This is a genomic window from uncultured Halorubrum sp. (genome assembly GCF_937146585.1).
GTDB classification, from domain to species: domain Archaea; phylum Halobacteriota; class Halobacteria; order Halobacteriales; family Haloferacaceae; genus Halorubrum; species Halorubrum miltondacostae.
In genome coordinates this window covers 1-24,685 of record NZ_CAKZRO010000068.1, presented here as the reverse complement: position 1 = coordinate 24,685, position 24,685 = coordinate 1, and the positions used below count along the sequence as shown (strand labels likewise).

General features: G+C 70.5%; 19 protein-coding genes. 10 read left to right on the top strand and 9 right to left on the bottom strand.

The annotated features are described in order from the left end of the window. Positions 1–373: 373 nt before the first annotated feature. A complete protein-coding gene (locus Q0116_RS06345; RefSeq protein ID WP_297886500.1) occupies positions 374–625 on the bottom strand; it encodes a hypothetical protein in 252 nt (83 codons plus the stop codon). A gap of 384 nt (positions 626–1,009) precedes the next feature. Here Q0116_RS06345 and Q0116_RS06340 point away from each other — a divergent pair, with 384 nt between their 5' ends. The 6 genes from Q0116_RS06340 (at position 1,010) to Q0116_RS06315 (ending at position 9,924) form a co-directional block, all read left to right on the top strand. Beyond that, complete coding sequence (locus Q0116_RS06340; protein WP_297886499.1) at positions 1,010–2,242, top strand: transposase; 1,233 nt, start codon at positions 1,010–1,012, stop codon at positions 2,240–2,242. 71 nt (positions 2,243–2,313) lie between these two features. Continuing rightward, positions 2,314–4,176 carry a biotin carboxylase N-terminal domain-containing protein gene (locus Q0116_RS06335; protein ID WP_297886498.1) on the top strand — a complete coding sequence of 621 codons (1,863 nt, stop codon included), beginning with the start codon at positions 2,314–2,316 and terminating at the stop codon, positions 4,174–4,176. Between the two features lie 136 nt (positions 4,177–4,312). Continuing rightward, positions 4,313–8,218: a PAS domain-containing protein gene (locus Q0116_RS06330; protein WP_297886497.1), complete on the top strand. Its 3,906-nt coding sequence runs from the start codon at positions 4,313–4,315 to the stop codon at positions 8,216–8,218. A 90-nt stretch (positions 8,219–8,308) separates the two neighbouring features. Continuing rightward, complete coding sequence (locus tag Q0116_RS06325) at positions 8,309–8,656, top strand: hypothetical protein (protein WP_094520336.1); 348 nt, start codon at positions 8,309–8,311, stop codon at positions 8,654–8,656. 163 nt (positions 8,657–8,819) lie between these two features. Further along, entirely contained in the window at positions 8,820–9,302 is a 483-nt protein-coding gene (locus Q0116_RS06320; RefSeq protein ID WP_100050505.1) for a TRAM domain-containing protein, read from the top strand. A 136-nt stretch (positions 9,303–9,438) separates the two neighbouring features. Next, on the top strand, positions 9,439–9,924 hold the full coding sequence (locus Q0116_RS06315) for a Tfx family DNA-binding protein (RefSeq protein ID WP_297886496.1): 486 nt from the start codon (positions 9,439–9,441) through the stop codon (positions 9,922–9,924). Positions 9,925–9,954: 30 nt separating this feature from the next. On the opposite strand, the gene Q0116_RS06310 is transcribed toward Q0116_RS06315, so the two are convergent. Beyond that, a complete protein-coding gene (locus Q0116_RS06310; protein WP_297886495.1) occupies positions 9,955–10,998 on the bottom strand; it encodes a succinylglutamate desuccinylase/aspartoacylase family protein in 1,044 nt (347 codons plus the stop codon). A gap of 128 nt (positions 10,999–11,126) precedes the next feature. Here Q0116_RS06310 and Q0116_RS06305 point away from each other — a divergent pair, with 128 nt between their 5' ends. After that, complete coding sequence (locus Q0116_RS06305; RefSeq protein ID WP_297886494.1) at positions 11,127–11,954, top strand: MBL fold metallo-hydrolase; 828 nt, start codon at positions 11,127–11,129, stop codon at positions 11,952–11,954. 32 nt (positions 11,955–11,986) lie between these two features. After that, positions 11,987–13,105 carry a molybdopterin-dependent oxidoreductase gene (locus Q0116_RS06300; protein ID WP_297886493.1) on the top strand — a complete coding sequence of 373 codons (1,119 nt, stop codon included), beginning with the start codon at positions 11,987–11,989 and terminating at the stop codon, positions 13,103–13,105. Positions 13,106–13,134: 29 nt separating this feature from the next. On the opposite strand, the gene Q0116_RS06295 is transcribed toward Q0116_RS06300, so the two are convergent. Beyond that, positions 13,135–15,603, bottom strand: a complete 2,469-nt coding sequence (locus Q0116_RS06295; protein ID WP_297886492.1) for a DEAD/DEAH box helicase — start codon at positions 15,601–15,603, stop codon at positions 13,135–13,137. Positions 15,604–15,919: 316 nt separating this feature from the next. On the opposite strand from Q0116_RS06295, the gene Q0116_RS06290 reads away from it, so the two are divergent. Next, positions 15,920–16,363, top strand: a complete 444-nt coding sequence (locus Q0116_RS06290; RefSeq protein WP_297886491.1) for a DUF5807 family protein — start codon at positions 15,920–15,922, stop codon at positions 16,361–16,363. 71 nt (positions 16,364–16,434) lie between these two features. Here Q0116_RS06290 and Q0116_RS06285 read toward each other — a convergent pair whose 3' ends face one another. The 3 genes from Q0116_RS06285 to Q0116_RS06275 form a co-directional block, all read right to left on the bottom strand. Beyond that, positions 16,435–18,087, bottom strand: a complete 1,653-nt coding sequence (locus Q0116_RS06285; protein WP_297886490.1) for a long-chain fatty acid--CoA ligase — start codon at positions 18,085–18,087, stop codon at positions 16,435–16,437. 399 nt (positions 18,088–18,486) lie between these two features. Then, the gene (metX, locus tag Q0116_RS06280; protein WP_297886489.1) at positions 18,487–19,782 is read right to left on the bottom strand and encodes a homoserine O-acetyltransferase; all 1,296 of its coding nucleotides are present in this window, start codon (positions 19,780–19,782) and stop codon (positions 18,487–18,489) included. After that, positions 19,779–21,110 (bottom strand): O-acetylhomoserine aminocarboxypropyltransferase/cysteine synthase family protein, encoded by a 1,332-nt coding sequence (locus Q0116_RS06275; protein ID WP_297886488.1) that lies wholly within the window; start codon positions 21,108–21,110, stop codon positions 19,779–19,781. The genes metX and Q0116_RS06275 overlap by 4 nt, the downstream gene beginning before the upstream one ends. Before the next feature lie 119 nt (positions 21,111–21,229). On the opposite strand from Q0116_RS06275, the gene Q0116_RS06270 reads away from it, so the two are divergent. Then, complete coding sequence (locus Q0116_RS06270; RefSeq protein WP_297886487.1) at positions 21,230–22,648, top strand: DHH family phosphoesterase; 1,419 nt, start codon at positions 21,230–21,232, stop codon at positions 22,646–22,648. A 59-nt stretch (positions 22,649–22,707) separates the two neighbouring features. On the opposite strand, the gene Q0116_RS06265 is transcribed toward Q0116_RS06270, so the two are convergent. The 3 genes from Q0116_RS06265 to Q0116_RS06255 form a co-directional block, all read right to left on the bottom strand. Next, a complete protein-coding gene (locus Q0116_RS06265; RefSeq protein WP_297886486.1) occupies positions 22,708–23,007 on the bottom strand; it encodes a hypothetical protein in 300 nt (99 codons plus the stop codon). After that, positions 23,004–23,285, bottom strand: coding sequence for a winged helix-turn-helix domain-containing protein (locus Q0116_RS06260; protein ID WP_297886485.1), 282 nt, complete (start codon positions 23,283–23,285; stop codon positions 23,004–23,006). The genes Q0116_RS06265 and Q0116_RS06260 overlap by 4 nt, the downstream gene beginning before the upstream one ends. 85 nt (positions 23,286–23,370) lie before the next feature. Continuing rightward, the coding region (locus Q0116_RS06255; protein ID WP_297886484.1) for a molybdopterin-dependent oxidoreductase at positions 23,371–24,685 on the bottom strand (1,315 nt) is incomplete at its 5' end.

Here is a 24,685-nt window from a genome sequence, read left to right as displayed (position 1 = left end):
GCCGCGGCGGGCGACGCGGACGACGGCCGCGACGAGGACCGCTGGGCGCTCGCCGGCCGGATCGATCGACTCCACCGCCGCCGGGTGCGCGTCCCCGCCGACGCGCCCGCGGACCCGTGGGCCGCGGCCGGTCGCAGCGACCGGTTCTGATCCGGTGTCCGCGGACGCCGGCGACGCTCGCGAGCGAGACTCGCCGCTCGTCGGGCGGTCGACACGTCGAACCGAATCGCCGGACGCGGGGGCGTCCGGTCGCGTACATTCCCCCGACGGCGCGGCGGCGACCCGTCGCGCCGTCGACCCGGCCCCACCGCAGGGCGCGTTCGTTGCTACGTCCGCTGACATATATAGCTGTGGTAACCGCTCTCGCGGTCGCTCAGCGGGTCTCCTCGTCGGCGGCCTCCTCGCCCGCGGTCGCGCCGGCCGGGTCGTCGCCGTCGGCGAGGCCCGCCGACCCGCCGCGGTCGCCGAGCAGGCGGTTGAGGACCACCGGGACGACGGCCACGAACGCGAGGAGCGCGCCGACCCGGATCGGGAGCGATGCGTCGGTGGCGACCGTCAGCCCGAGGTAGACGGCGGCGCCGACGAGGACCGACGGCAGCACGTACGGGTTTCCCGCGTCGAGCATGCCTCAACGTGGTGCCCGCAGTCCTTTTAATTGTTTTCAGGCGCTAAGCCCGCTTTCTCAACGAACAACGCAGGCCGAAGACCGAGTCGCGTAGTATAGAGGGAATACAGCGTCTCCAGAAATTGGAGATCTCTAGAGTGTTAACGAATCGCAAAATGATTCGTCCACGCTGTTATCGTCTCACAAATATTCCGCGACGACTGGCCCGCAGCCCTCACCCCCGCAAACTACTTGTATGTAAATTACGTAAGTTATGATATGGCAACGCGAAAGACCATTTCCATCCGTGACGATCAAGAGGAGTGGATTCAGGACAATCACCTGAGCCTCTCCTCATTCGTCCAAGAGAAACTGGACGAACTCATCGAGGAACGAGAGTCATAGATGTACTACGGCTACAAGTATCGACTTAACCCACCGGAAGCCCTTACCGAGACGCTTCTACACCACGTCGATACTTGTAGGCAACTCTACAACCACGTCCTCTACAAACTCAAGGAGACAGACGAGATTCCAGCACGTTACAAGGTACAGGGACAACTCCCCGACCTCAAATCGTGGTGGGATGACCTGAATGACGTTCACTCGAAAGTCCTCCAAATGGTCGTCAAGCGTGTCTACGACAACCTCTCTACGCTCCGTGCGCAGAAGGAGAACGGACGCGCCGTGGGGATGCTCAAGTGGAAACCGCCTCGGGAGTATCGGTCGCTCACCTACAACCAGTCCGGCTTCGAACTCAAGAATACGAGTGGTCGGCCTGTCTTGCGGTTGAGCAAAATCGGCGAGATCCCGATTCACCTCCACCGAGACATCCCCGAGAACGCGACCATTAAGCAGGTCACGGTCAAACGAGAGCCCACGGGCGAGTGGTACGCCACGTTCGGTATCGACGTGGACGAAGCTACGTCAGAGAAACCGGAGAATCCTAGGGATGTGGTGGGTATTGACGTAGGTATTGTCAAGTACGCTCACGACACGGACGGCACTGCTGTCGAGTCGCCAGACTTCTCCGACGAGTGTGAGCGGTTGGAACGCGCTCAACGCAACCTCTCGCGGAAGGAACGCGGCTCTAATAATTGGGAGGATCAGCGCGAGATGGTCGCTCGACGCCACGCCGACCTGAAACGCAAGCGTCGAGATTTCCTCCACAAATTGTCGAACTACTACGCCCGAGAGTACGACTTGGTGGCCGTCGAGGACTTGGACGCGAAGGGACTAATCGAACTACCGGGCAACTCTCGGAACCGTGCCGGGGCCTCGTGGGGAACGTTCCTGCGAATGCTCGAATACAAATGTGAGCGTGAGGGGACGCACTTCGTTGCCGTAGACCCCGGTGGAACGACGAAAGAATGCGCGTCATGCGGGACAGAGACGGACAAACCGCTGTGGGTGCGTGAGCATTCGTGCCCATCATGTGGGTTTGTGGCGGACAGAGACGCGAATGCGTCGTGGAACATTCTTTCTCGCGGACTCGACAAAGTAGGAGTGGGACACTCCGAATCACCGCCTGTGGAGACTGCGCTCCCTACGGACACCACTTCGGTGTCTGCAAAGCGCGTCGTGGAAACAGGAAGCCCCACCCTCAAGGAGCGAACCGCGTCAGCGGTAAGCGAGTAGGATGGGGTAGTTCACTCGTCCCGGCACGGACCGACAGAGTTTGGTAGCAGTTGGTGGAAGAACCGACAGGAATGTTCGATAAGGTTCTCGTGGCGAACCGCGGCGAGATCGCGGTCCGCGTGATGCGCGCCTGTGAGGAGCTCGGCGTCGACACCGTCGCCGTCTACAGCGACGCCGACAAACACGGCGGCCACGTCCGGTACGCGGACGAGGCGTACAACGTCGGGCCCGCCCGCGCGGCGGACTCTTACCTCGACGGCGAGGCGGTCGTCGAGGCGGCGCGCTCGGCCGGCGCCGACGCGATACACCCCGGCTACGGCTTCCTCGCCGAGAACGCCGACTTCGCGGCCCGCGTCGAGGCGGCCGACGGGATCACGTGGGTCGGCCCCGCCAGCGACGCGATGGAGCGGCTCGGCGAGAAGACCCACGCGCGCCGCGTGATGGACGACGCCGACGTGCCCATCGTCCCCGGGACGACGGAGCCCGTGACCGACGTCGAGGCCGTCACGGAGTTCGGCGACGAGTACGGCTACCCCGTCGCGATCAAGGCCGAGGGCGGCGGCGGCGGTCGCGGGATGAAGGTCGTCGAGAGCGCCGACGAGGCCGAGGAGGCCCTCGAGTCGGCGAAGCGGGAGGGCGAGGCGTACTTCTCGAACGACTCGGTGTACCTCGAACGCTACCTCCAGACCCCCCGCCACGTGGAGGTCCAGATCGTCGCGGACGACCCGGACGGGTCGGTGACCGAGAGCGACGTGGTCCACCTCGGCGAGCGCGACTGCTCGCTCCAGCGCCGCCACCAGAAGGTGATCGAGGAGGGCCCCTCGCCCGCGCTCTCCGACGAGCTGCGCGAGAAGATCGGCGAGGCCGCCCGCCGCGGCGTCGCCGCCGCCGACTACACCAACGCCGGGACGGTCGAGTTCCTCGTCGAGGAGGACCCCGACCGCGACCCGGCCGAACCGCTCGGCCCCGACACGCCGTTCTACTTCCTCGAAGTGAACACGCGGATCCAGGTCGAACACACCGTCACTGAGGAGCTGACGGGGATCGACATCGTCAGGGAGCAGCTCCGGGTCGCCAGCGGCGAGGGGCTCTCGGTCTCGCAGGACGACGTCGAGCTGGAGGGCCACGCCATCGAGTTCCGGATCAACGCCGAGAACGCCGCCGACGAGTTCCAGCCCGCCAACGAGGGGTCGCTGGAGACGTACGATCCGCCGGGCGGGATCGGCGTCCGCGTCGACGACGCGCTCCGGCAGGGCGACGAGCTGGTCACCGACTACGACTCGATGATCGCCAAGCTGATCGTGCGCGCCGGCGACCGCGAGGCCTGCCTCGCGCGCTCGAAGCGCGCGCTCGCGGAGTACGACATCGACGGCGTCGTCACCATCGTCCCGTTCCACCGGCTCATGCTCGACGACGAGCGCTTCGTCGACGGGACGCACACGACGAAGTACCTCGACGAGGAGCTCGACCGGGAGCTCGTCGCCGACGCGCAGGAGCGCTGGGGCTCCGAGACGGTCGACGCCGCGGACGACGACGAGGAGGTGACCGAACGCGAGTTCACCGTCGAGGTGAACGGCAAGCGCTTCGACGTCGAGTTAGAGGAGCGCGGCGCGCCCGCCATCCCGGTCCCCGAGAGCGGCGGGAGCGGCGGCGGTCAAGAGCGTCCGCCGCAGGCGACCGACGACGACGGCGGCGACGGCTCGGTCGACGTCGCGGAGGGCGGCGAGTCCGTCGACGCGGAGATGCAGGGGACGATCCTCTCGGTCGACGTCGCGGAGGGCGACGAGGTCGCCGCCGGCGACGTGGTCTGCGTCCTCGAGGCGATGAAGATGGAGAACGACGTGGTCGCCGAGCGCGGCGGCACCGTCGCGGGCGTCCACGTCGGCGAGGGCGACAGCGTCGACATGGGCGACGTGCTGATCGTGTTGGAGTAGTCGGACTCCCGTCTCCGCGAGTCGCTTCGCGCGTCTCCTCTGTGACGAACCCGTCACTCACGGCTCTCTCGGTGCCTCTATCACTGGAAATAATCGGCGGGAATGATTGATACGACCGCGTCGCCGAGAGCCCGTAATGGAACACCCGAGCGACGAACACCCGGAGCGGATTCGCGTGCTGTACGTGAACGGCGACGCCGACTTCGCCGAACTCGCCCGGGCGAAACTCGAACGGATCGCTCCGCGAGTCACGGTGACGACCGTCGGCGACGCCCGGGCCGCCGTCGATCGGGCGATCGAGGGCTCCGTCGACTGCCTCGTCACCTCGTACTCGCTGCCGGAGGGGACCGGGATCGACCTCGTCTCGCGGGTCGAGACCGAGCGCCCCGACCTGCCGACGGTCCTCTTCACCGGACGGGGCAGCGAACGGATCGCCAGCGAGGCGACCCAGGCCGGCGTGTCGGACTACATCCCGATCCACGGGACTCAGGACAGCTTCGAACTGCTCGCCGGGCGGATCCGAACGCTGGTCGACGCGGCGCGCAAGCAGGCGGCCGCCGAGCGGCTGTCGGACCGCTTCCAGCGGACGCTCGAACGCGCCACCGACGCGATCTACGCGGTCGACGACGACTGGCGGGTGGAGTACATGAACGACACGATGGCCGAGCGGATCGACCGCGACCCGGAGCGGCTGGTCGGGAAGACGATCTGGGAGGCGTTCCCGTCGATCGTGGGGACGGAGCTCGAAGAGCGGTATCGCACGGCGATGGCGACCGGCGAACCGGCGTCGTTCGAGCAGCGGCTCGGCGAGCCGTTCGACTACTGGGTCGAGGTGCGGGCGTTCCCGGACGAGGACGGGCTCACCGTCTTCTCGCGCGAGATCACTGACGACCGGGAGCGCGAACTGGAGCTGGAGCGCAGCGAAGCGGTACTGGAGAACGTCCACGACGCGGTGACGGTCGTCGACGAGGACCGGTCCGTCGCGTTCGCGAACGCGGCCGCGGGCCGACTGCTGTCGGACGATCGGTCGGCGGACCTCACGGGGGAGCGGCTCTCCGACCTCGTCGGCGACCGCGTCGGCGAGGCGGACGCCCGCGCGTTCTCCGAGGCGGTCGACCTGACGCTCGACGAGATGGAGAGCGACGGCGGGACCTCCGGGTTCTACGACGCAGACCTCCAGATGGACGTCGCCGTCGGAGGCGGCCAGCGGACGTTCGACATCCGGCTGACGCCGTTCCAGCGCCGATCGACCAACCAGGTGCTCGTCGTCGCCCGCGACGTGACCGAACAGACCGGGGCGAAACGCCGGCTGGAACGGGAGCGAGACGCGCTCCGAGAGCTCCAGACCGTCATGGGGAAAAACGACATCTCGGCCACGGCTCGCCTCCGGGACCTCCTCCGTGTCGGCTGCCGGACGCTCGGGCTCGAGATCGGCATCGTCTCGCGGATCCGCGACGACGACTACGCGGTCGAAGCGGTTCACGCGCCGGACGCCGACCTCGAGGCCGGCGATCGGTTCGACCTCGAGACGACGTACTGCGCGGAAGTGGTCGAGACCGACTCCGTCTGCTCGTTCGCCGACGCGGTCAGCGACGGGAAGGAGACGCATCCCGCGTACCGCGACCTCGAACTCGAGTCGTACATCGGCGTGCCGCTCGTCGTCGACGACGCCCGCTACGGGACGGTCAACTTCTCGAGCCCGACGACGCGGGTGGCCCCGTTCGAGGCGCTCGAACGGACGTTCGTCGAGCTGTTGGCCGAGCTCGTGAGCGCCGAGCTCTCCCGGGCGCGAGACCGCGCCGAACTGGAGCGACAGGAGTTCCTCTTCGACCGCGTCCAGGACATCGCGGACATCGGCGTCTGGGAGTACTTCCCGTCGCGAGAGGAGCTCACGTGGTCGGACGGGACGCGCCGGATCCACGGCGTCGACGCGGGATACGAGCCGTCGATCGACCACGCGATCGAGTTCTACCACCCGGACGACCGCGCGGCGATCACCGACGCGGTCGAGACCGCGGTCGAGGACGGGGAGCGGTACGACCTCGACCTCCGGATCGAGCGGGCGGACGGCGAGGTGCGCGACGTCCGGGCGTGGGGGGAGCACGTCGAGGACGCGCGGCGGGGCGACGCGGCGCTTCGCGGCGTGTTCCAAGACGTGACGGAGCGGGAGGCGAAGCGGCGCGAACACCAGGCGCTCGCGGAGGAGTACGCGGCGCTGCTGGAGACGTCCGGCGACGCGATATTCCTGCTCGACGTCGACGCCGCCGGCGACGAGCCGTCGTTCGAGTTCGCCCGACTCAGCCCCGGCTACGAGTCGCAGACCGGGATCAAGACCGCGGACGTCCGGGGCGAGACGCCGCGGGCGGTGTTCGGGGAGGAGCAGGGGGCCGAACTCGCGGCCAACTACGCCCGCTGCGTCGCGGAGGGCGAGCCGATATCGTACAGCGAGGAGCTCGAGACCGTCGCCGACGGCCGCTTCTGGGAGACCAGCCTCGCACCGGTGATCGTCGACGGCGAGACGGTCCGGCTCGTGGGCATCGCCCGGAACGTGACCGAGCGGGTCGAGCGGGAGCGGGAGCTGGAGGCGACGAACCAGCGGCTGGAGTCGCTCATCGAGGCGACCCCGCTCACCGTCATGGAAGTCGACGCCGACGGGAGCGTCGTCCGCTGGAACGAGGAGGCCGAGACCATGTTCGGCTGGTCCCACGAGGAGGTGCGCGGCGAGGAGAACCCGCTCGTCTCGGCGGAGCGGTGGGACGAGTTCGCCGCGCACCGGCGACGGGCGCTCCGCGGCGAGCGGGTCCGTGCCGAGGAGGTGCGGCTGGAGACGAAGGCCGGGACGGAGCTGGATCTCCTCCTGTCTATCGCCCCGATCACGGGTCCCGACGCCGAGGTCACGGGCACGCTCGCCGTCGTCGAGGACATCTCCGACCAGAAGCGGCTGGAGGGCCGGCTCCGGGCGCTCCAGGAGACCGCCCAGCGGCTCAGCAGCGCCGAGTCCGCCGAGGCGATCGGCTCCGTCGCCGTCGACGCCGCGGCCGACGTGCTCGGCCTCGACGTCACCGCGGCGTGGGAGCACGACGAGCGGGCGGACGCGCTCGTCCCGATCAGCGAAACGGCCGCGGCGACGGACCTGCTCGGAGCGGCCCCCCGGTTCGACAGCGGCGAGGGGCTCGCGTGGGACGCGTTCGAGTCGGGAGAGACGCGGGTGTACGACGACGTCGGCGACGCGGAGCGCCGACACAACCCCGACACGGCGATCCAGAGCGAGGTCATCGTCCCGTTGGGCGAGTACGGCGTCATGATCACCGGGTCGACGTCGCCCCGCGAGTTCTCCGAGACCGACGTCGACCTGTTCCGGATCCTCGGCGCGACCGTCGAGGCGGCCTTCGCGCGGGCGAGCCGGGAGGCGGAGCTCCAGCGGCAGAACGAGCGGCTCGACGAGTTCGCGAGCGTCGTCGCCCACGACCTCAGGAACCCGATCACCGTCGCGCAGGGGTTCCTCGAACTCGCGGCGGAGACGGGCGACCCGGACCACTTCGACCGGGTACAGTCGGCGCACGACCGGACCGAGCGGCTCATCGACGACCTGCTCGCGCTGGCTCGCGGCGAGACCGCGGTCGAGGACGCCGAGACCGTGGACCTCGGGACCGTGACGACGGAGGCGTGGGGGTACGTCGACACGGACGAGGCGGCGCTCGCGGTCGCGGACGCCGTCCCGACGGTCACCGGCGATCCGGGGCGCCTGACGCAGCTCTTCGAGAACCTCTTCCGGAACGCGGTCGAGCACGGCGGGCCGACCGTCTCGGTGACCGTGGGGCGGCTGGACGGTGCCGGGGGCTTCTACGTGGAGGACGACGGGAGCGGGATCCCGCCGGATCGACGCGACGAGGTGCTTCGCCACGGCGTCACGTCCAGCGACGGGGGGACCGGCTTCGGGCTCTCGATCGTGGCCGACGTCGCGGAGGCGCACGGCTGGACGGTCTCCGTGACGGAGGGGAGCGACGGCGGCGCGCGGTTCGAGTTCGACGCGGCCGCGTAGGGCCGCACCCGAGTCGGAGCGGGGGACCGCGACGCCGGTCGGGCCGATCTGACCGACGCTGTTTAACCGACCGCCCGAGAACGAGGGGGTATGGAACCGGTCGACGACTGGCGGTCGGCGATCGACGAGGCCGGCGAGCTGACCGGCCCGATCGCCGCGGCCATCGTCGAGGCCCACGGCGACCGCGGCCAGCGCGCCATCGAGGCCGTCGGCGAGGGGCGCGTGAAGCGCTACCGCGACTTCACCGTCGTCGTGGGCCACGAAGACGAGTACGTGGTCGAGGACGGGGAGTGTACCTGCGCGGACGCGACGTACAACCTCGACGCCGACGACCCCGACGAGCGCTGCTGGCACGCCATCGCGGTCGACGTCGCGGACGGGCTCGACGCCGTCGACCACCACGACATGTGGTACTCCGAGGTCCGGGAGTTCCTCTGAGGCCGCCGCCCGCGCCGCCGAGCGTCGAAGCTTCTCTGCCGCCGCTCCGCGCCGTCGGACCCCACCGAAACAGCCGCCGCTCGCCCGCGTGAGTCGGCGTTTTTCGCGAACTCCGGTCTGAGAGTCGAAAACGTTTACAACAGCGGCCGGTCTCCCCTACGGTATGGCGGACTGTCCACTCGCCGACGACTGCCCCAGCTTCGACGAACGGATCCAGGGGATGGGGTGTCAACACTACGGCAACAAAGGCGGCGCGGAGTGGTGTAACCACTACGACATGCCGATCTACGAGCTGAAACAGCAGCCGGTCCAGCCCGGCGAGGCGGTCGTCGTCGAGGTCGACGACATCCACGAGAGCGGTGCCGGCGTCGGCCGCACCGACGACGGGTTCATCGTCCTCGTCGACGGGCTCCTCCCCCCGGCGCGCGCCGAGGTCAAGATCCACCGCGTGAAGTCCAGTCACGCGACGGCCCGGGACGTGATCGAGCGCCTCCCCGACGACCCGGACGCCGAGGAGTCCGACGACGAGGACGCGGACGCCGAGGGCGAGGGCGACGACGAGGAGGACGACGACGAGGGGCGCAGTCGCCGCGACCGCCCGGACCGCGAACGGCTCGGCAGCCGCGAGAACTTCTGGGGCAAGTGACGGCGTCTCGGGGGAGCCCCGCCCCACGGACAGTCCGGACGCCGTCGATCCGTCGCGCGATCCTCCGCCGACCGACTCCACGGACGGTCGTTCCCGAAACCGCCGTTTTTTGACCGACCGGCCCGTCGGTGCCGACATGGTGGCAGACGACGAGCAGCCGGAGCCGGCCGACGTCGACGCCGACTCGATCCTCGAAGGGGCCGGGTTCGACGCCGACGAGAGCGTGCTCACGCACCGGCAGGCCGAGGTGTTGGCGCTCCGCGAGCGCGGGCTCCGACAGTCGGACATCGCCGACCGGCTCGGCACCTCCCGCGCGAACGTCTCCAGCGTGGAGGCGAGCGCCCGCGACAACGTCGAGCGCGCCCGCGAGACGGTCGCGTTCGCGGAGGCGCTCTCCGCGCCGGTCCGCGTCGAGATCGAGGCGGGAACCGACCTCTACGACGCGCCGAAGCGGGTGTACGACGCCTGCGACGAGGCGGGCGTCAAGGTGAACCAGACCGCGCCCGAGCTGATGAAGGCGATCGGCGACCGCGCGGGCGACGCGGTCCACGGCCGCGAGGTCCGCAGCCGGCTGTTCGTCACGGTCGCCGCCGACGGACAGATCCGCGTCCGGCGGCCGTAGGCTCGCACCGCGGGCCGACCTCTCTCCCTCTCACTCCCCGTCGATCCGCTCCGCGACGCCGACGAGCGTCGCGCCCGCGGTGACGGTCGACTCCCGCGCGACGGAGTACGCGATGCCGTCGCGGTCGGCGCGCGCGACCTGGAGCGTCTCGAACGTCGTCGGGTCGAACACCTCGCCGACGCGCTCGCCGTCCGTCACCCGGTCGCCGACGCCGAGGTCGGGGTCGGGAACGAACAGCCCGGAGTCGGCCGCGGTCACCCGCCCGAGGTGGTTGCGCGCGACGACGCCGTCCCACGGCTCGGGCTCGCCGGCGAGGACGCCCTCGCGTCGCAGCGCGCCGACCATCCCCGCCACGCCGGTCTCGACCGCCGCGGGGACGACCTCCCGGCTGTGGGCGAGTTCGGGCGTGATCGTCGGGATCCCCTCCCGGGTGGCGGCGACCCGGAACTTCCCGGCGAACCCGCGCTCGTCCCACTCGGTGTCGGCGTCGTCTCCGGCCGCCTCCGCGAGCAGGAGGTCGGTGCCGAACGCCTCCGCGAGCCCGCGGCAGTCCTCGTCGCCGCGCATGTACACCGTGTGCGTCGCCATCGACGGCGAGCCGGTGTGGAGGTCGACCACGGCGTCCGCCTCGCTCGCGAACGCCCAGAGCCGGGCGGCCATCCGCTCGTGGAGCGACCCCTCCGGGTCGCCGGGCCAGCAGCGGTTCATGTTCGGCTGGCGCGAGTCGAGCGTCTCCGGCGTCGTGTACGAGACGCGGTCGAAGGTGAGCGGGTCGGCGACCGGCACCGTCACCAGCGTCCCGGCGAGGTCGGCGGCCGTCGGACCGGCTTCGGGCCCGTCCGCCGCCTCGTCGCCGACGAGCCGGTCGTGGAGCCGCCGGAGGACCGCGGTCCCGTTCACCTCTCGGCCGTGCTGAGCCGCCTGCGCGTAGATCACGGGGGCGTCGTCGGGGGCGTCGAGCTCGGGGCCGTCGTCGCCGTCGACGAGTTCGCCCTCGCCGTACGCGTGGACGGTCGTCCGGATCGGCACGCCGGAGGGGAGCCGCGCGAGGGTGAGGCTGCGACTGGTGTGCATGCGTGCGGCTCGGGTCGGCTCGGGGTTATACGTCGGGGGTGTGGCCCCGGCCGTCGGCGGGGCGACCGCCCTCGGTCCCGACCGCCACGACCGCGGACGCTAAGGCCGTGGCCCGCGCACGACGTTCCATGCGGGTCACCCTGCTCGGGACGGGCGACACGACGGGGACGCCGACGGTCGGCTGCGACTGCGACACCTGCGAGACGGCCCGCGAGCGCGGGGTGTCGCGGTCGCGCTTCTCCGTCCACGTCGCCAACGAGCGCACCGGCGAGTCGCTGCTCGTCGACTTCAGCCCCGACTTCAGACAGCAGTTCCTCGCGGCCGACGTCCCGCTGCCGGACGCCGGCCTCGTGACGCACATCCACTTCGACCACCTCGACGGGCTGGGGAACGTCTACCGGCTCGTCGACGGCCTCCCCGTCCACGCGCCCGCGGAGACCGACCCCGCGACCGACGAGAGCGTCGCGGAGACGATCCGGCGCAAGTACGACTACCTCGAGGACCGGATCGGCGTCCACGCCCGCGACCCCTTCGAGCCGTTCGAGACCTGCGGCTTCGAGGTGCGGTTCGTCCCCGTCGACCACCCCCCGCTCGTCTGTTACGGGGTCGTCGTCCGGGACCCGGAGACCGGCGCGAAGCTCTCGCTCACGGGCGACACCAGCTACGACGTCCCCGACCGCTCCCGCGAGGCGCTCGCCGGCGCGGACCTGCTCCTCGCCGACGCCATCGTCCCCGCCTCGCTCTGCGAACACCACCCGATCGGCGGCCGCCACGAGGGGCCGGACGGCGTCCCGCGCACGTTCGGCACGAAGCACATGACCCGGGAGGGGGCGCTCGCGCTCGCGGACGAGCTGGACCCCGACCGGACGCGGCTCGTCCACCTCGCGCACTACTACCCCGCCGACGAGGCGTTCGCGGAGCCGCTCGCCGTCGACGGCGAGACGTACGAGCTGTAGCCTTTTGTCTCGCTAGCACGTACCGGACGTAGATGGCCGCGACGGACCGCATCCGGACAGTGCTCGACCGCCTGGAGCCGCCGCCGCGCGCGGTCGACTGGTCGCTGTTCGCGTTCGTCCTCGCCGAGACGGCGACCGGGCTGGTCTCGTTCACCGTCGGCGTCCCCGAGGGGTGGCCGCTGTTCTGGCTCCACCGCGCGCTCGGCGTCGGCATCGTCGCGCTGCTGGCCTGGAAGCTCGCGCGGGTCCGCCGCCGGCTCACCGACCCGAACCTGTGGCGGCGGTCGACCGCGCTCTCCGCCCTGACGCTCGTCGCCGCCGTCGGCGCGCTCGCGACCGGCACCGCGTGGGTGTTCGGCCTCGACGTGCGGCTCTCGTACTGGACCCTGCTGTCGGTCCACGTCGGCTTCGGGCTCGCCTTGGTCCCGCTCGTGGCCGCGCACGCCTCCACCCGATTCCGGCTCCCGCGCCGCGTCGACTTCGAGCGGCGGCGGACCGCCGTCACCTACTTCGCGCTGCTCGCGGCCGGCGGCGCGACCTACCGGCTCCAGCAGGGGGTCAACGACGCGCTCGACACCGCCGGGGCAGACCGGCGGTTCACCGGCTCGCAGCCCCGCGAGGGCACCGGAAACGCCGCCTTCCCGATCACCTCGTGGGTCGCCGACGACCCCGACCCGATCGACCGCGACGACTATCGATTGACCGTCGACGGCCTCGTGAACGACCCGGTCGAGCTGACCGCCGACGAGCTGGCGGCGGGCCACCAGACGGAGGCGCTGCTCGACTGTACGAGCGGCTGGTACACGGTCCAGGAGTGGGGCGGGATCCGCGTCGGCGACCTGCTGGACGCGGCCGGCGGGGTCGAACCCGAAGCGAGCGACGGCGACGCCCCCGATCGCGAGGCCGCCTACGTCCGGTTCACCTCCGTCACGGGGTACCGGTGGAGCCTCCCGCTGGCGGAGGCCGAGGACGCCCTGCTCGCGACTCACGTCGGCGGCGAGCGGCTGAGTCACGGGCACGGCGCGCCGGCGCGGCTGGTCGCGCCGAACAGGCGGGGGTTCCAGTGGGTGAAGTGGGTGACGCGCGTGGAGGTCCGGTCGGAGTACGACCTCGGGCAGTGGGTCGTGACGCTCGTGAGCGGCTTCGACTGATCCGGCGGCGGCCCGGGTCCCGGACCGGCCTATTCGTACTCGCTCCCGACGACCTCGCGGATGCGCTCCGCGGTCACCGGGCCGACGCCGTCGACCTCCAGTAAGTCGTCCTCCCGTGCGGTCATCACGGCCTCGACGGTGCCGAAGTGTCCGAGGAGCGTGCGGGCCGTGACCGGGCCGATGTCGGCGATGGCGGAGACGACGTACTCCTGCTGTTCGGCGCGGGTCTTCGTCGTCTTCTCGCCGTGGACGCTCACCTCGCGGTCGCGCGTCTCCTGCTCGCGCTTGGCGATGGTGGCGAGCAGCTCCGTGGTGTCGTCCTCGCCCTCGGTGCGGAGGACGCTCACGTCGAAGTCGACCGCGAGCGACGCGAGCGCGCCGCGGATCGCGTTGGGGTCGATGTCGCGCTGGCCGTAGAGGTTCGTCCCCTCGACGATCATGACGGGGCGGGCGTACGCCCGCGAGAGCTCGCCCACCTGCTCGAACATCGACCGGTCGGAATCGAGCATCGAGTCGACGAAGTCCGCCGCCGACTTGCGCTCGACCGCGACGCGGTCGGAGAGCACGTAGTCGCCGACGGCGAGCGTCTCCAGCCGCGTGACGAGCCCGTCGCGCGTCGAGAGGTCCTTCGCGATGGAGGAGTCGAGCTCGCGCTGGTCGACGACGACCTCGACGCCCTCGTCGACGCCCGCGGTCGCGACGACGCCGTCGTCGCCCTCGTCCGTCTCCGCGTCGTCGGCGCCAGTCGCCGCCTCACCGTCGTCGCCCTCGTCCGCGTCGTCGTCCCCGCCGCTCCGCGACTCCGCCGCGAAGTCGGTGAGGCCGGCGTCGCCGTCGGGCTCGCCGTCGTCGACTTCGGCCGCGGAACTCGCCTCCTCGTCGCCCGATTCGTCCTCGGTCTCCGACCCACCGGCGAACGCGTCGAGGCCCGCCTGGCCGTCGTCGCCGACCGTCTCCTCGATGTCGTCGGTGGCCTCCTTCAGCTCCGTGAGCTGGCTGGCCATCTTCTTCTCGCGCCGCCGCGAGATCCAGAAGAACGCCTCGTCGCGGGTGTCCTCGGCCATCAGGACGACGACCTTCCCCTCGGCCTGCCGGCCGGTCCGGCCCTTGCGCTGGATCGAGCGGATCGCGGTCGGGACCGGCTCGTAGAAGCAGACGAGGTCGACCTCCGGGACGTCGAGGCCCTCCTCGGCGACCGACGTGGAGACGAGTACCTCGAACTCCCCCGACTTGAACTCGTCGAGCGTCTCCTGTTGCTGCTTCTGGGTCATCCCGTCCGAGCCGTCCTTGTCGCCCTGTCCGACGAACTTCCGCACGTCGAAGCTCGCGGAGAGGAACTCCACGAGCGCCTCGGCGGTGTCGCGGGACTCGGTGAACAAGATTGCGCGCTCGCCCCCGTCGATGCCGAGGGTCTCCGCGAGCAGGATGCGGGCCTTCGAGAACTTCGGGTGGAGCCCGTCGAACGACTCCGCCTTGCGCATCGCCTCGCGCACCTTCGGGTCCGCGACCATGCGCTGGCTCGCCTTCGACGCGCCCGACGAGCGGGCGGCCTCGCGCTGGCGCTCGAAGTAGCGCCGGACGGACTCGACGGACTGCGTCTCGACCAGCTCGGTCGCGCGCCGGAGCTTCATCACCTCGGCGTGGGTACTCATCCCCTTGTACCCCTCCGACTGGTCGTTGTCCATCATCTGTTTCAGCTGCCCCCGCATCTTGTTGAGGTCCTTCTGCGAGAGGTCGGGGTTCGTCGTGTTCGTCACGCCCAGCTGTTTCAGCTTCTCCAACCGGTCCGTGATCACCTCGTTGAGCGCGTCGCGGATGTCGAGGACCTCGTCCGGCAGGGTGACTTGCTCCCACTGGACGTCGGTGTCGTGGGTGTACTCGTCGACGTCGGCGTCCTCCTCGGTCATCACCTCGACGTTGACCAGCCCGAGGTTCTCACAGACCGTCTCGATCTCCTCGGTGTCGCCGCCGGGCGAGGCCGACATCCCGGTGACGAGGGGATCGGCCGCGTCGGCGTGGTAGCGCTCCGCGATGTAGACGTACGCGTAGTCGCCGGTCGCGCGGTGGCACTCGTCGAAGGTGAGGTGGGTCACGTTACGCAGCGAGATCCGGTTGCCGACGAGGTCGTTCTCGACGACCTGCGGGGTCGCGATCACGATGCGCGCGTCGTCCCACAGCGCGGCGCGGTCGTCGGGCTTCACGTCGCCGGTGAAGACGACAATCTCGTCGTCCGGAATCTGTAGCGCCTCGCGGTAGAAGTCCGCGTGCTGCTGGACGAGGGGTTTCGTGGGGGCCAAGAAGAGCGCCTTGCCGCCCGCCCCGTGGAGGCGCTCGGCGGTGACCAGCAGGCTGACCGTCGTCTTGCCGAGGCCGGTCGGGAGACAGACGAGGGTGTGTTCGTCGGCGGCGGCGTCCGCGAGTTCCAGTTGGTAGCGGCGTCGCTGGAGGAACCCGTCGACGAGCAGGTCTCGGTCGATCTCGGCGGCCTCGGTCGCCATCGGCGGTGCTTCGCCGCCGCCGGCCTAAAGCCTTCGCGAAGCGGGGTGAAAGTTATCTGTCGCCGGGGCGGTCCTCTCGGAGCTCCTCCGGAACGTCCTCGTCGACCAGCTGTGCCCACTCGACGAGCCGGTCGCCGGATCTGCTCTGCGTACTCATCACGCGGTGGATCTCCGTGATACGTATTAACAGTTGCCCCGATTCTACACAATCTATCATCGGTTCGGCGGATCGCCGCCTCGCGGTCGGCCCCGAGACGGTCCGGCGCCGCTCGGCCCGACACGCACGCCTTTTACGCCTCACGCGCCTCCGGCCGCCATGAGCAACCTCGACGAGTTCCTCGCGGGCGAGCGGCTCGACGACGTGGTCTTCTACCTGAGCGACGCGTACCTCGACGACGACTCGCGGCTGCGCGAGGTCGGCACCGAGACCGACGGCGGCGTCCGGTTGATCCTCGACGGCGAGACCGGCCGGTCCGCGTTCCAGGCCGGCACTGGCATGGGCGCGATGGAGTTCGCGAAGACGGCGATGGGCGCGGAGGGCGAGATCGCGCGCTCGCTCGACGACGGCGCGTGTCCGTTCGCGGACGGCCCGGACGCGGACGACGACCACGACATCCAGTTCATCTTCGCGTTCGCCGAGGCGCAGAACGAGGAGGTCGGCGGCCTCTACGCCGAGGGGGACGTGGTCCACGCGTACGCCCACTGTACGTGCGGCGAGAGCTACTCGCACAAGTGGGTCGTCGGCGACCGCGCCGAATAAGAAATCGCCCCGCGGTTGACCGCTGCGCGGTCCGCGACCGCGACGCTCCCGGCGCTTCCCTCCCGCCGGCGTTACTCCTGTTCCGGCGCGTCGTCTTCCGGGACCGCCCCCTCGACGAGCGACTGGTCGCCGTACTGCTCCCGGAGGTCCTTCTTCGAGAACTTCCCGGTGGCGGTCTTGGGCACCTCGTCGATGAACTCCACCGCGTCCGGAACCCACCACTTGGGGTACTCCTCGCGGAGCCCGGTCTCGATCCGCTCAACGAGTTCGTCGCGGTCGACGCCGTCGGCGACGACGATGAACGCCACGGGGCGCTCCTGCCAGCGCTCGTGGGGGACGCCGACCACGGCCGCCTCGCTGACGCCGTCGTAGGCCATGATCGCGTTCTCCAGCTCGACGCTGGAGATCCACTCGCCGCCCGACTTGATCACGTCCTTCGTCCGGTCGACGAGCTGCATGTAGCCGTCCTCGTCGACGGTGACCACGTCGCCGGTCTTCAGCCAGCCGTCGACGAACTCCTCCTCGTTGGCCTCCGGGCGCTTGAAGTACTCCTTCGTCACCCAGGGGCCGCGGATCCGGAGTTCGCCGAACTCCTCGCCGTCCCACGCGATCTCCTCCCCGTTCTCGTCGATGACCTCGAACTCCAGGCCGGGGGCGACGAGGCCCTGCTTCGACCGCTTGTTCACCTGCGTGTCGTAGTCGGCCTCGCGAAGGTCGCTCTTGAGGTGCGAGACGGTGCCGATCGGCGACAGCTCCGTCATCCCCCACGCGTGGAGCACCTCGACGTCGCGCTCGTCGTACCACTCGATGAGCGCCTGCGGCGCGGCCGCCCCGCCGATGATCACGGTGTCGAGCGTCGAGAGGTCGACCTCGTTGCCGCCCTCGATGTACTCGCGCAGGCCGAGCCACACCGTCGGGACGCCCGCGGAGATGGTGACACCCTCCTCCTCGATCAGCGCCGCGAGGTCGCTCGGGTCCGGCGACGGCCCGGGGTAGACGTGTTTCGCGCCCGCGGCGGCCGCGGTGAACGGCATCCCCCACGCGTTGACGTGGAACATGGGGACGACGGGCATCACGACGTCCGAGTCCTCCATCGGGATCCCCTGCGGCGTCTGGGAGGCCATCGTGTGGCTCCACAGCATCGACTGGGTGTACTCGACGCCCTTCGGCTTCCCCGTCGTGCCGGAGGTGTAACAGAGGCCGGCGGGCTGGTCGCCGTCGAGGTCGGGCCAGTCGTACTCGGTCGAGCGGTCCGCGATGAACTCCTCGTAGGCGGGCGCGTCGAGCGCGTCGATCCCCTCGGAGCCCATCGCGACGAAGTCGACGCCCTCGAACTCTTCCGCTCCCTCCGCGGCACCCGCGATCTTCTCGGCGAGCGACGGGTCGACGAAGATGATCTCGTCGTCGGCGTCGTCGACGATGTACCGGATGTGCTCGTCGGGCAGCAGCGGGTTGATCGTGTGGAGCTGCGCGCCCGTGTTCGGGACGCCGAAGTACGTCTCGAAGTGGCGCGTGTGGTTCCAGCAGAACGTCGCGACGCGGTCGCCGCGCTCGATCCCGTGGTCGTCCAAGGCGTTCGCGAGCCGCGCGGTGCGGTCGGCGTACTCGGCGTACGTGTGCCGCGTCCGCCCCTCGTGGGTCCGCGAGACGATCTCGGTGTCCGGGTACAGTCGTTCCGCGCGCCACATGAACGGTCGCAGGGTCTGCGCGTGTCCGCCTGGCATACCTCACACACCACGAGGTCGGGAACTATGAACGTTATCATGATTGATCGTGAATCTTCAGAGAGTGAGATATTTCCGCGTCGATCGCTCGGTTATCCTTCGTCGTTGCTCCCGCGGAGACCGCTCCCGAAGCCCCAGCCGCGAGGCGGGCGCACGCTCGCCGCGCTCCTCGGTCGCTCACTCCGTTCTCCCTGCGGTGCTCGCGTCGCCTGCGACCGCCTCGCGGCTGCCCCTTCGATTTCCTCCCTCGATCCGCAACCGCACCTCACGCCTCCCCAGCCTCGTCGGTGGTCCTCCACTTCGCTTCGGACCACCGACTCCCTCGCGCGTGCGACTTCGCGCCCTCCGGGCGCTCGTCGGCACGCGCCACCGCAGAACCGGCTGGCAAAAACGAACCGGCTATCCCCGGAACAGGCTCGCGTGGACCGGCGCGTGGTCCGAGTCGGGCCGCGGGTCGTCGCCGTCGTCGCCGTCGTCGGAGACCGCGCGGCCGTCGACGCCGTCGGCGAGGAAGTCGCGGACCGGCGGGCCGACGTGCTCCGGCTCGACGAGGAACGCGTCGTGGCCGTGGTCGGAGTCGACCACGTGGTGTGCGACCGGCACGGCGGTCTCGCGGAAGGCGTCGGCGAGCGACGCCGACTGCTCGACGGTGAAGTGCCAGTCGGCGGTGAAGCTCATCAGCAGCGTCTCGCCCTCGAAGGCTGCGAGGGCGTCGGCGTCGGTGCCGTGCCCGGCGGCGAGGTCGTACTCGTCCATCGCGCGCGTCAGGTAGAGGTAGCTGTTCGCGTCGAACCGGTCGCCGAACCCCTCCGCCTGGTAGTCGAGGTACGACTCCACCTCGCGGTACGGGAAGAACCCGGCCGTCGGCTCCGGCGGCAGCCCGAGGTCGCCGTCCTCGCGGGTGAGCGAGTCGCGGCCGGCCGACCGCCGCCCGAACTTGCGCTCCATCGACGCCTTCGAGAGGTACATGATGTGCCCGATCTGCCGGGCGATCGCGAGCCCCTCGGTCGGGGCCGGCCGGTCCTCGCCGTAGTAGTCGCCGCCGTTCCAGTCCGCGTCCGCGCGGATCGACCGCCGCGCGACCGCGTCGAGCGCGAGGCACTGCGCGTCGAGGCGCCCGGCGGTGGCGATGGCCACCACGCGATCGACGTCGTCGGGGTAGCGCTTCGCCCACTCCAGGGCGTTCATCCCCCCGACGCTGCCGCCGACGACCGCCCGGAGCCGCCCCACGCCGAGGTGGTCGAGCAGCCGGCGCTGCGCGCGCGCCCAGTCCTCGACCTGGACCGGCGGGAAGGCGGTCCCCCACCGGTCGTGGTCGGGCTCCTCGCGGAGGTCGAGGTCCGCGGGCCGCTCGCTGGCCGGGCCGGTCGTCCCGTAACAGGAGCCGGGGACGTTCGCGCAGACGACGTAGTACTCCGTCGTGTCGATCGCCTTCCCCGGGCCGACGACGTCGTCCCACCACGCGCGGGCCTGCCCCGCCTGCCCGGCCCCCGCGGTCCCCGCGTCCTGCTCCGGCTCGGGGGAGCGCGCGACGTTCTGGCTCCCGGTGAGCGCGTGGCAGACGAGCACGACGTTGTCGCCGTCGAACTCGCCGTGGGTCTCGTAGGCGACCTCGAAGTCGGGGACCGACTGCCCGCACTCGAAGGTGAACTCCCCGAGCGAGGCGACGCCGTGGTCGGTCGGGACGGCGCTCATCGGTCCGCCCCCTCGTCCGCGGCCCGCTCCTCCTCGCTCCGGCCCGCCGCGGCGCGCTCGCCCGCGGCCAGCCCGGCGTCGAGGTCGGCGATCACGTCGTCGGGATCTTCGATGCCGACGGAGAGCCGAAGCATCTCGGGGTAGACGCCCGCGAGCCGCTGCTCGTCCGCGTCCATCTGCGCGTGGGTCGTCGAAGCCGGGTGGATGACGAGCGTCTTCGCGTCGCCGATGTTCGCGAGGAAGCTCGTCAGGTCGACCGACTCGCAGAAGGTCTTCGCGGCCTCGTAGCCGCCGTCGACGCCGAACGTCACCATCCCGCCGAAGCCGTCGAGGTACTCGGCGGCGTTGTCGTGGCTGTCGTGGTCCGCGAACCCGGGGTAGCTCACCCAGTCGACGCGGTCGTCGTCCCGGAGGAACTCGGCCACCCGCCGCGCGTTCTCGCAGTGGCGCTCCATCCGCAGCGGGAGCGTGTTCAGCCCCTGGATCGTCTGCCACGCGTCGAAGGGGGACTGCTGGCCGCCGGTCGGTCGCACGCCGCGCTGGCGGGCGACGTTGGCGAACGCGGCGTCGCCGAACCGCTCGACGAAGTCGATCGGGTACGCGGGCGACTCGCCGTCGAGCTCCGCGTAGTCCGCGTCGGGGTGGTCCCACGGGAACTGCCCGCCGTCGATCACGACGCCGCCGACGGTGGTGCCGCTGCCCGTGATCCACTTCGTCGTCGACTCCCAAATGATATCAGCGCCGTGTTCGATCGGGCGACAGCAGTACGGCGTGGCGAACGTGTTGTCGACGACGAGCGGCACCGCGTGCTCGTGGGCGATCGCGGCCAGCCGCTCGAAGTCGGGCGTGACGAGCGAGGGGTTCGCGATCGTCTCGACGTGGACGAACGCGGTGTCGCCGTCGATCGCGTCGGCGTACGCCTCGTACTCGAGCGTCTCGACCAGCCGCGTCTCGATCCCGCGGCGGTCCGCGACGCTGGTGAGGTACGCGGCCGTCCCGCCGTACATCTCCGAGCTGGCGACGACGTTGTCGCCCGCGCTCGCGAGGACGGTCGTTATCGCGTCGAACGCGGCCATCCCCGAGCCGGTCGCGACCGCGTCCGACCCGCCCTCGAGGTCGGCGAGCCGCTCTTCCAAGACGTTCACCGTCGGGTTCGAGAGCCGCGAGTAGACGTGGCCGTCCGCCCGGAGCGCGTACAGTTCTGCCGCCGTGTCCGCGTCGTCGAAGACGTACGACGTCGTCTGGTGGATCGGCGTGGCCCGGGCGCCGGTGGCCGCGTCGGGCCCGCCGCCGGCGTGGAGGCTCCGGGTCGAAAACCCGCGTGTCATGTTTGTTGCTCATACGTCTACGCACGTCTATAACTGTCAGTTACGGCAATTGATGCCCCCTTCGCGGTCGCGCCGCCCGAAGCGTGCGTTTATGCCCGATCGGGCGCCATGCGGTGGTAATGGCAGTCGCCGCTTCCGTCCCCGACCTCGCCGCCCGCGCGACCGACTGCGCCGACCGCCTGCGCGAGGCCGACCGGGTGCTGCTCGCTTCCCACATCGACGCCGACGGGATCACGAGCGCCGCGATCGCGTCCACCGCGTTCGCCCGGGCCGATATCGACCACGAGGTCGTCTTCGAGAAGCAGCTGGACGCCGACTCGATCGCCGGGATCGCCGCCCGCGAGTTCGACGTCGTCTGCTTCACCGACTTCGGCTCCGGCCAGCTCGACGTCATCGCCGAGCACGAGGCCCGAGGCGACTTCGTCCCGGTCATCGCGGACCACCACCAGCCCGCCGACAGCGACACGCGCTACCACCTCAACCCCCTTCTGGAGGGGATCGACGGCGCGAGCGAGCTGTCTGGCGCCGGCGCGAGCTACCTTCTCGCCCGCGCGCTGGAGGGCCCCGACGGCGACAACCGCGACCTCGCCGGGCTCGCCGTCGTCGGGGCGGTCGGCGACATGCAGGACTCGACGGACGGCCTCGTCGGCGCGAACGAATCGATCGTCGCCGACGGCGTCGACGCGGGCGTGCTCGACGCGCGGACCGATCTGGACCTGTACGGCAGACAGACCCGCCCGCTCCCGAAGTTCCTGGAGTACGCCTCCGACGTCCGTATCCCGGGGATCACCAACGACGAAGCGGGGGCCATCTCCTTCCTCGCGGACGTCGACGTCGACGCGAAACGCGACGGCGAGTGGCGGCGCTGGGTCGACCTCGACGCCGAGGAGCGCCAGCGGCTCGCCTCCGCGCTGATGCGCCGCGCGGTCGCCTCCGGCGTCCCGGCCGACCGGATCGAGTCGCTCGTCGGCACCGCCTACACCCTCGTCGACGAGGAGCCGGGGACCGAGCTGCGCGACGTCAGCGAGTTCTCCACGCTGCTCAACGCCACCGCGCGCTACGAGCGCGGCGACGTCGGGCTCGCGGTGTGTCTCGGTGACCGCGGTGATGCGCTCGCGGAAGCCCGGCGACTCCTCCGCACGCACCGCAAAAACCTCTCCGAGGGGCTCCAGTGGGTCAAGACGGAGGGCGTCACCCACGAGGACAACCTCCAGTGGTTCGACGCGGGGTCGCGCATCCGCGAGACCATCGTCGGCATCGTCGCGGGGATGGCGGTGGGCTCCCCCGCAGTCGACCGATCGAAGCCGGTGATCGCCTTCGCCGAGGAGAGCGCCGAGGAACTGAAGGTGTCCTCGCGCGGCTCGCACGCGCTCGTCCGGCAGGGGCTCGACCTCTCCGCGGTGATGCGCGAGGCGAGCCGGTCGGTCGGCGGCGACGGCGGGGGGCACGACGTGGCCGCGGGCGCGACGATCCCCATCGACGAGCGCGACGCGTTCCTCGCCGCGGCCGACCGGATCGTCGGCGACCAGCTCTCGTGAGCCGCGGCGCTCCCCGCTCGCGGGGACGCGGTCGCCTCGTCAACTCACCGCCGCCCCGATCACCTGACCGTCGCGTAGGTCAGTAGCGACACCGCGAGCAGTTCCAGCACGCTCATCGCGAGGACCACCCGCCCCACGAGCGGGTCCATCGCGTACAGCGTCCGCATGCTCGCGAAGAAGAAGGCGACCGAGACGAGGTTCTCGACCAGGAGCACGCCGCTGAACCCGACCAGCCCGAGCAGCAGCGTCGACCCGAACTCGCGGTAGTTGCGGAGCCAGACCGAACCCAGAACCGCCAGCAGGGCGCTGTTGACGACCGCGATCAGCACGGCGACGCCGGTCGGCGACGCGGGGTTCATTCCGCGTCCACCTCCGCGGTGATCTCCTCGAACGTCTCCGCGTGGCGCTCGAAGCGGTCGGTCAGGAAGTACAGCTTCCCGTAGTCGTGGTCGCTCGGCTCGACGACGTCGTGGTCTTTCAGCATGTCGAGGTGGTGTGTGATCGTGTTGTAGTCGACGTCCAGCGCCTCCGCGAGCTCGTTCGCGTTCCGCGGGCGGTCGCGGAGCCGCCGGACGATCCGGACCCTGTTGGCGCCACCGCGGCTCGCGACGAACAGGTACCACAGGGCTTTGTCCATCTGACGTACTGGTGTGTCTGGTATGTGATAAAATTCGTTTCGCCTCGGGTCGGTCCCGGCGAGCGCACCGAGCGCGGCGGCCACGTCAGCCGACCGTCCGCCGGACCCACCCCGACGCGCCGCTCGGGACGGAGCCCGACTCCTCGCCCGACTGGAGGGTCCCCGTCCCGTCGGTGGCGCGGACGACGACCTCGTGTTCCCCGTCGGGCTCGAAGACGTGGCGCCACTGCCGCCAGACGTCCCCGTCGGGCAGCGCGTCGGAGAGGGCGGCGTCCGTCCACGAGTCGCCGCCGTCGGTCGACACCTCGACGCGCTCGATCCCGCGGGTCCCGGCGTAGGCGTGGCCGGCCAGTTCGACTCGCCCGTCGCCGAGTTCGGTGATCCCCTCGTCCCAGAGCTTGGCGACCGTCTTCACCTCGCCGGTCCCCTCCCAGCCGCGCTCCTCCCAGTAGCCGTCGTCCTCGACGCTGAGGAGCTCGATCTCCGAGAGCCACTTCACGTTCGTCTCGCCCCAGTGGCCCGGGATCAGCACCCTGACGGGGTGCCCGTGGCCGGAGGGGAGTTCTTTCCCGTTCATCCCCCACGCGAGGAACCCCTCGGCGAGCACGTCGACCGGGAACTGGACGTAGTAGCCGTCCTCGCCGCGTAACATCGCGCAGTCGCACTCGCCCTGCGGGTCGACGGATTCGAGGAGCGGCCGGATCGGAGTTCCGGTCCAGACGGCGTTGTCCAGCTTCCGCCCGTTCAGGTCCTCGCCGACGCACCGCAGCGTGACCGCGCGGTGTTCGACCGGCCGGTCGATCAGCTCGTCGAAGGTGACCGTCCGGTCGGTCTCGGTCTCGCCGGTGAACGTCAGCGACCACTCGGCCGCGGTGACCTCCGGGTCGAACTCCGCGATGTCGACGTTGTAGAACTCCCCGATCGGGCTCACCATGTCGTGGAGGTCGTCGCTCTCGAACGCCAGCCCGGCGGCGTCGAGCTCCTGGAGCCGGGCGGCGGCGCCCTCGGAGCGCGGTGCGTCGGCGAGCGGGTCGTCGCCCCCGACGAACAGTCGCCGGCCGCCGGCCGCCGCGACGACGAACCCGAGCGCCCCCGCGACGACGCCGAGCGTCCGGCGGCGCACCGCGTCGAAGCCCGCTGGGAGCCGACTCGCTCCCTCGGGGCTCCCCTCCTCAGCCACGTCGGCGTCGTCCGGGTCCGACTCCGACGGGGACAGAGACGCGTAGCCGCCGCTCGATCGGTCGGCCCACGCGGGCAACCAGCCGATCCCGGTGACCGCCGCCGCGGGGAGCGCCGCGCCGAGCGCGCCGACTGAGACGCCGGTCAGCGCCGCCGCGAGGAGCCACGTCCAGCCGCCGGCGACGGCCGCCGCGGTCGCCAGGCGGTCGGTGCGCGCGGCG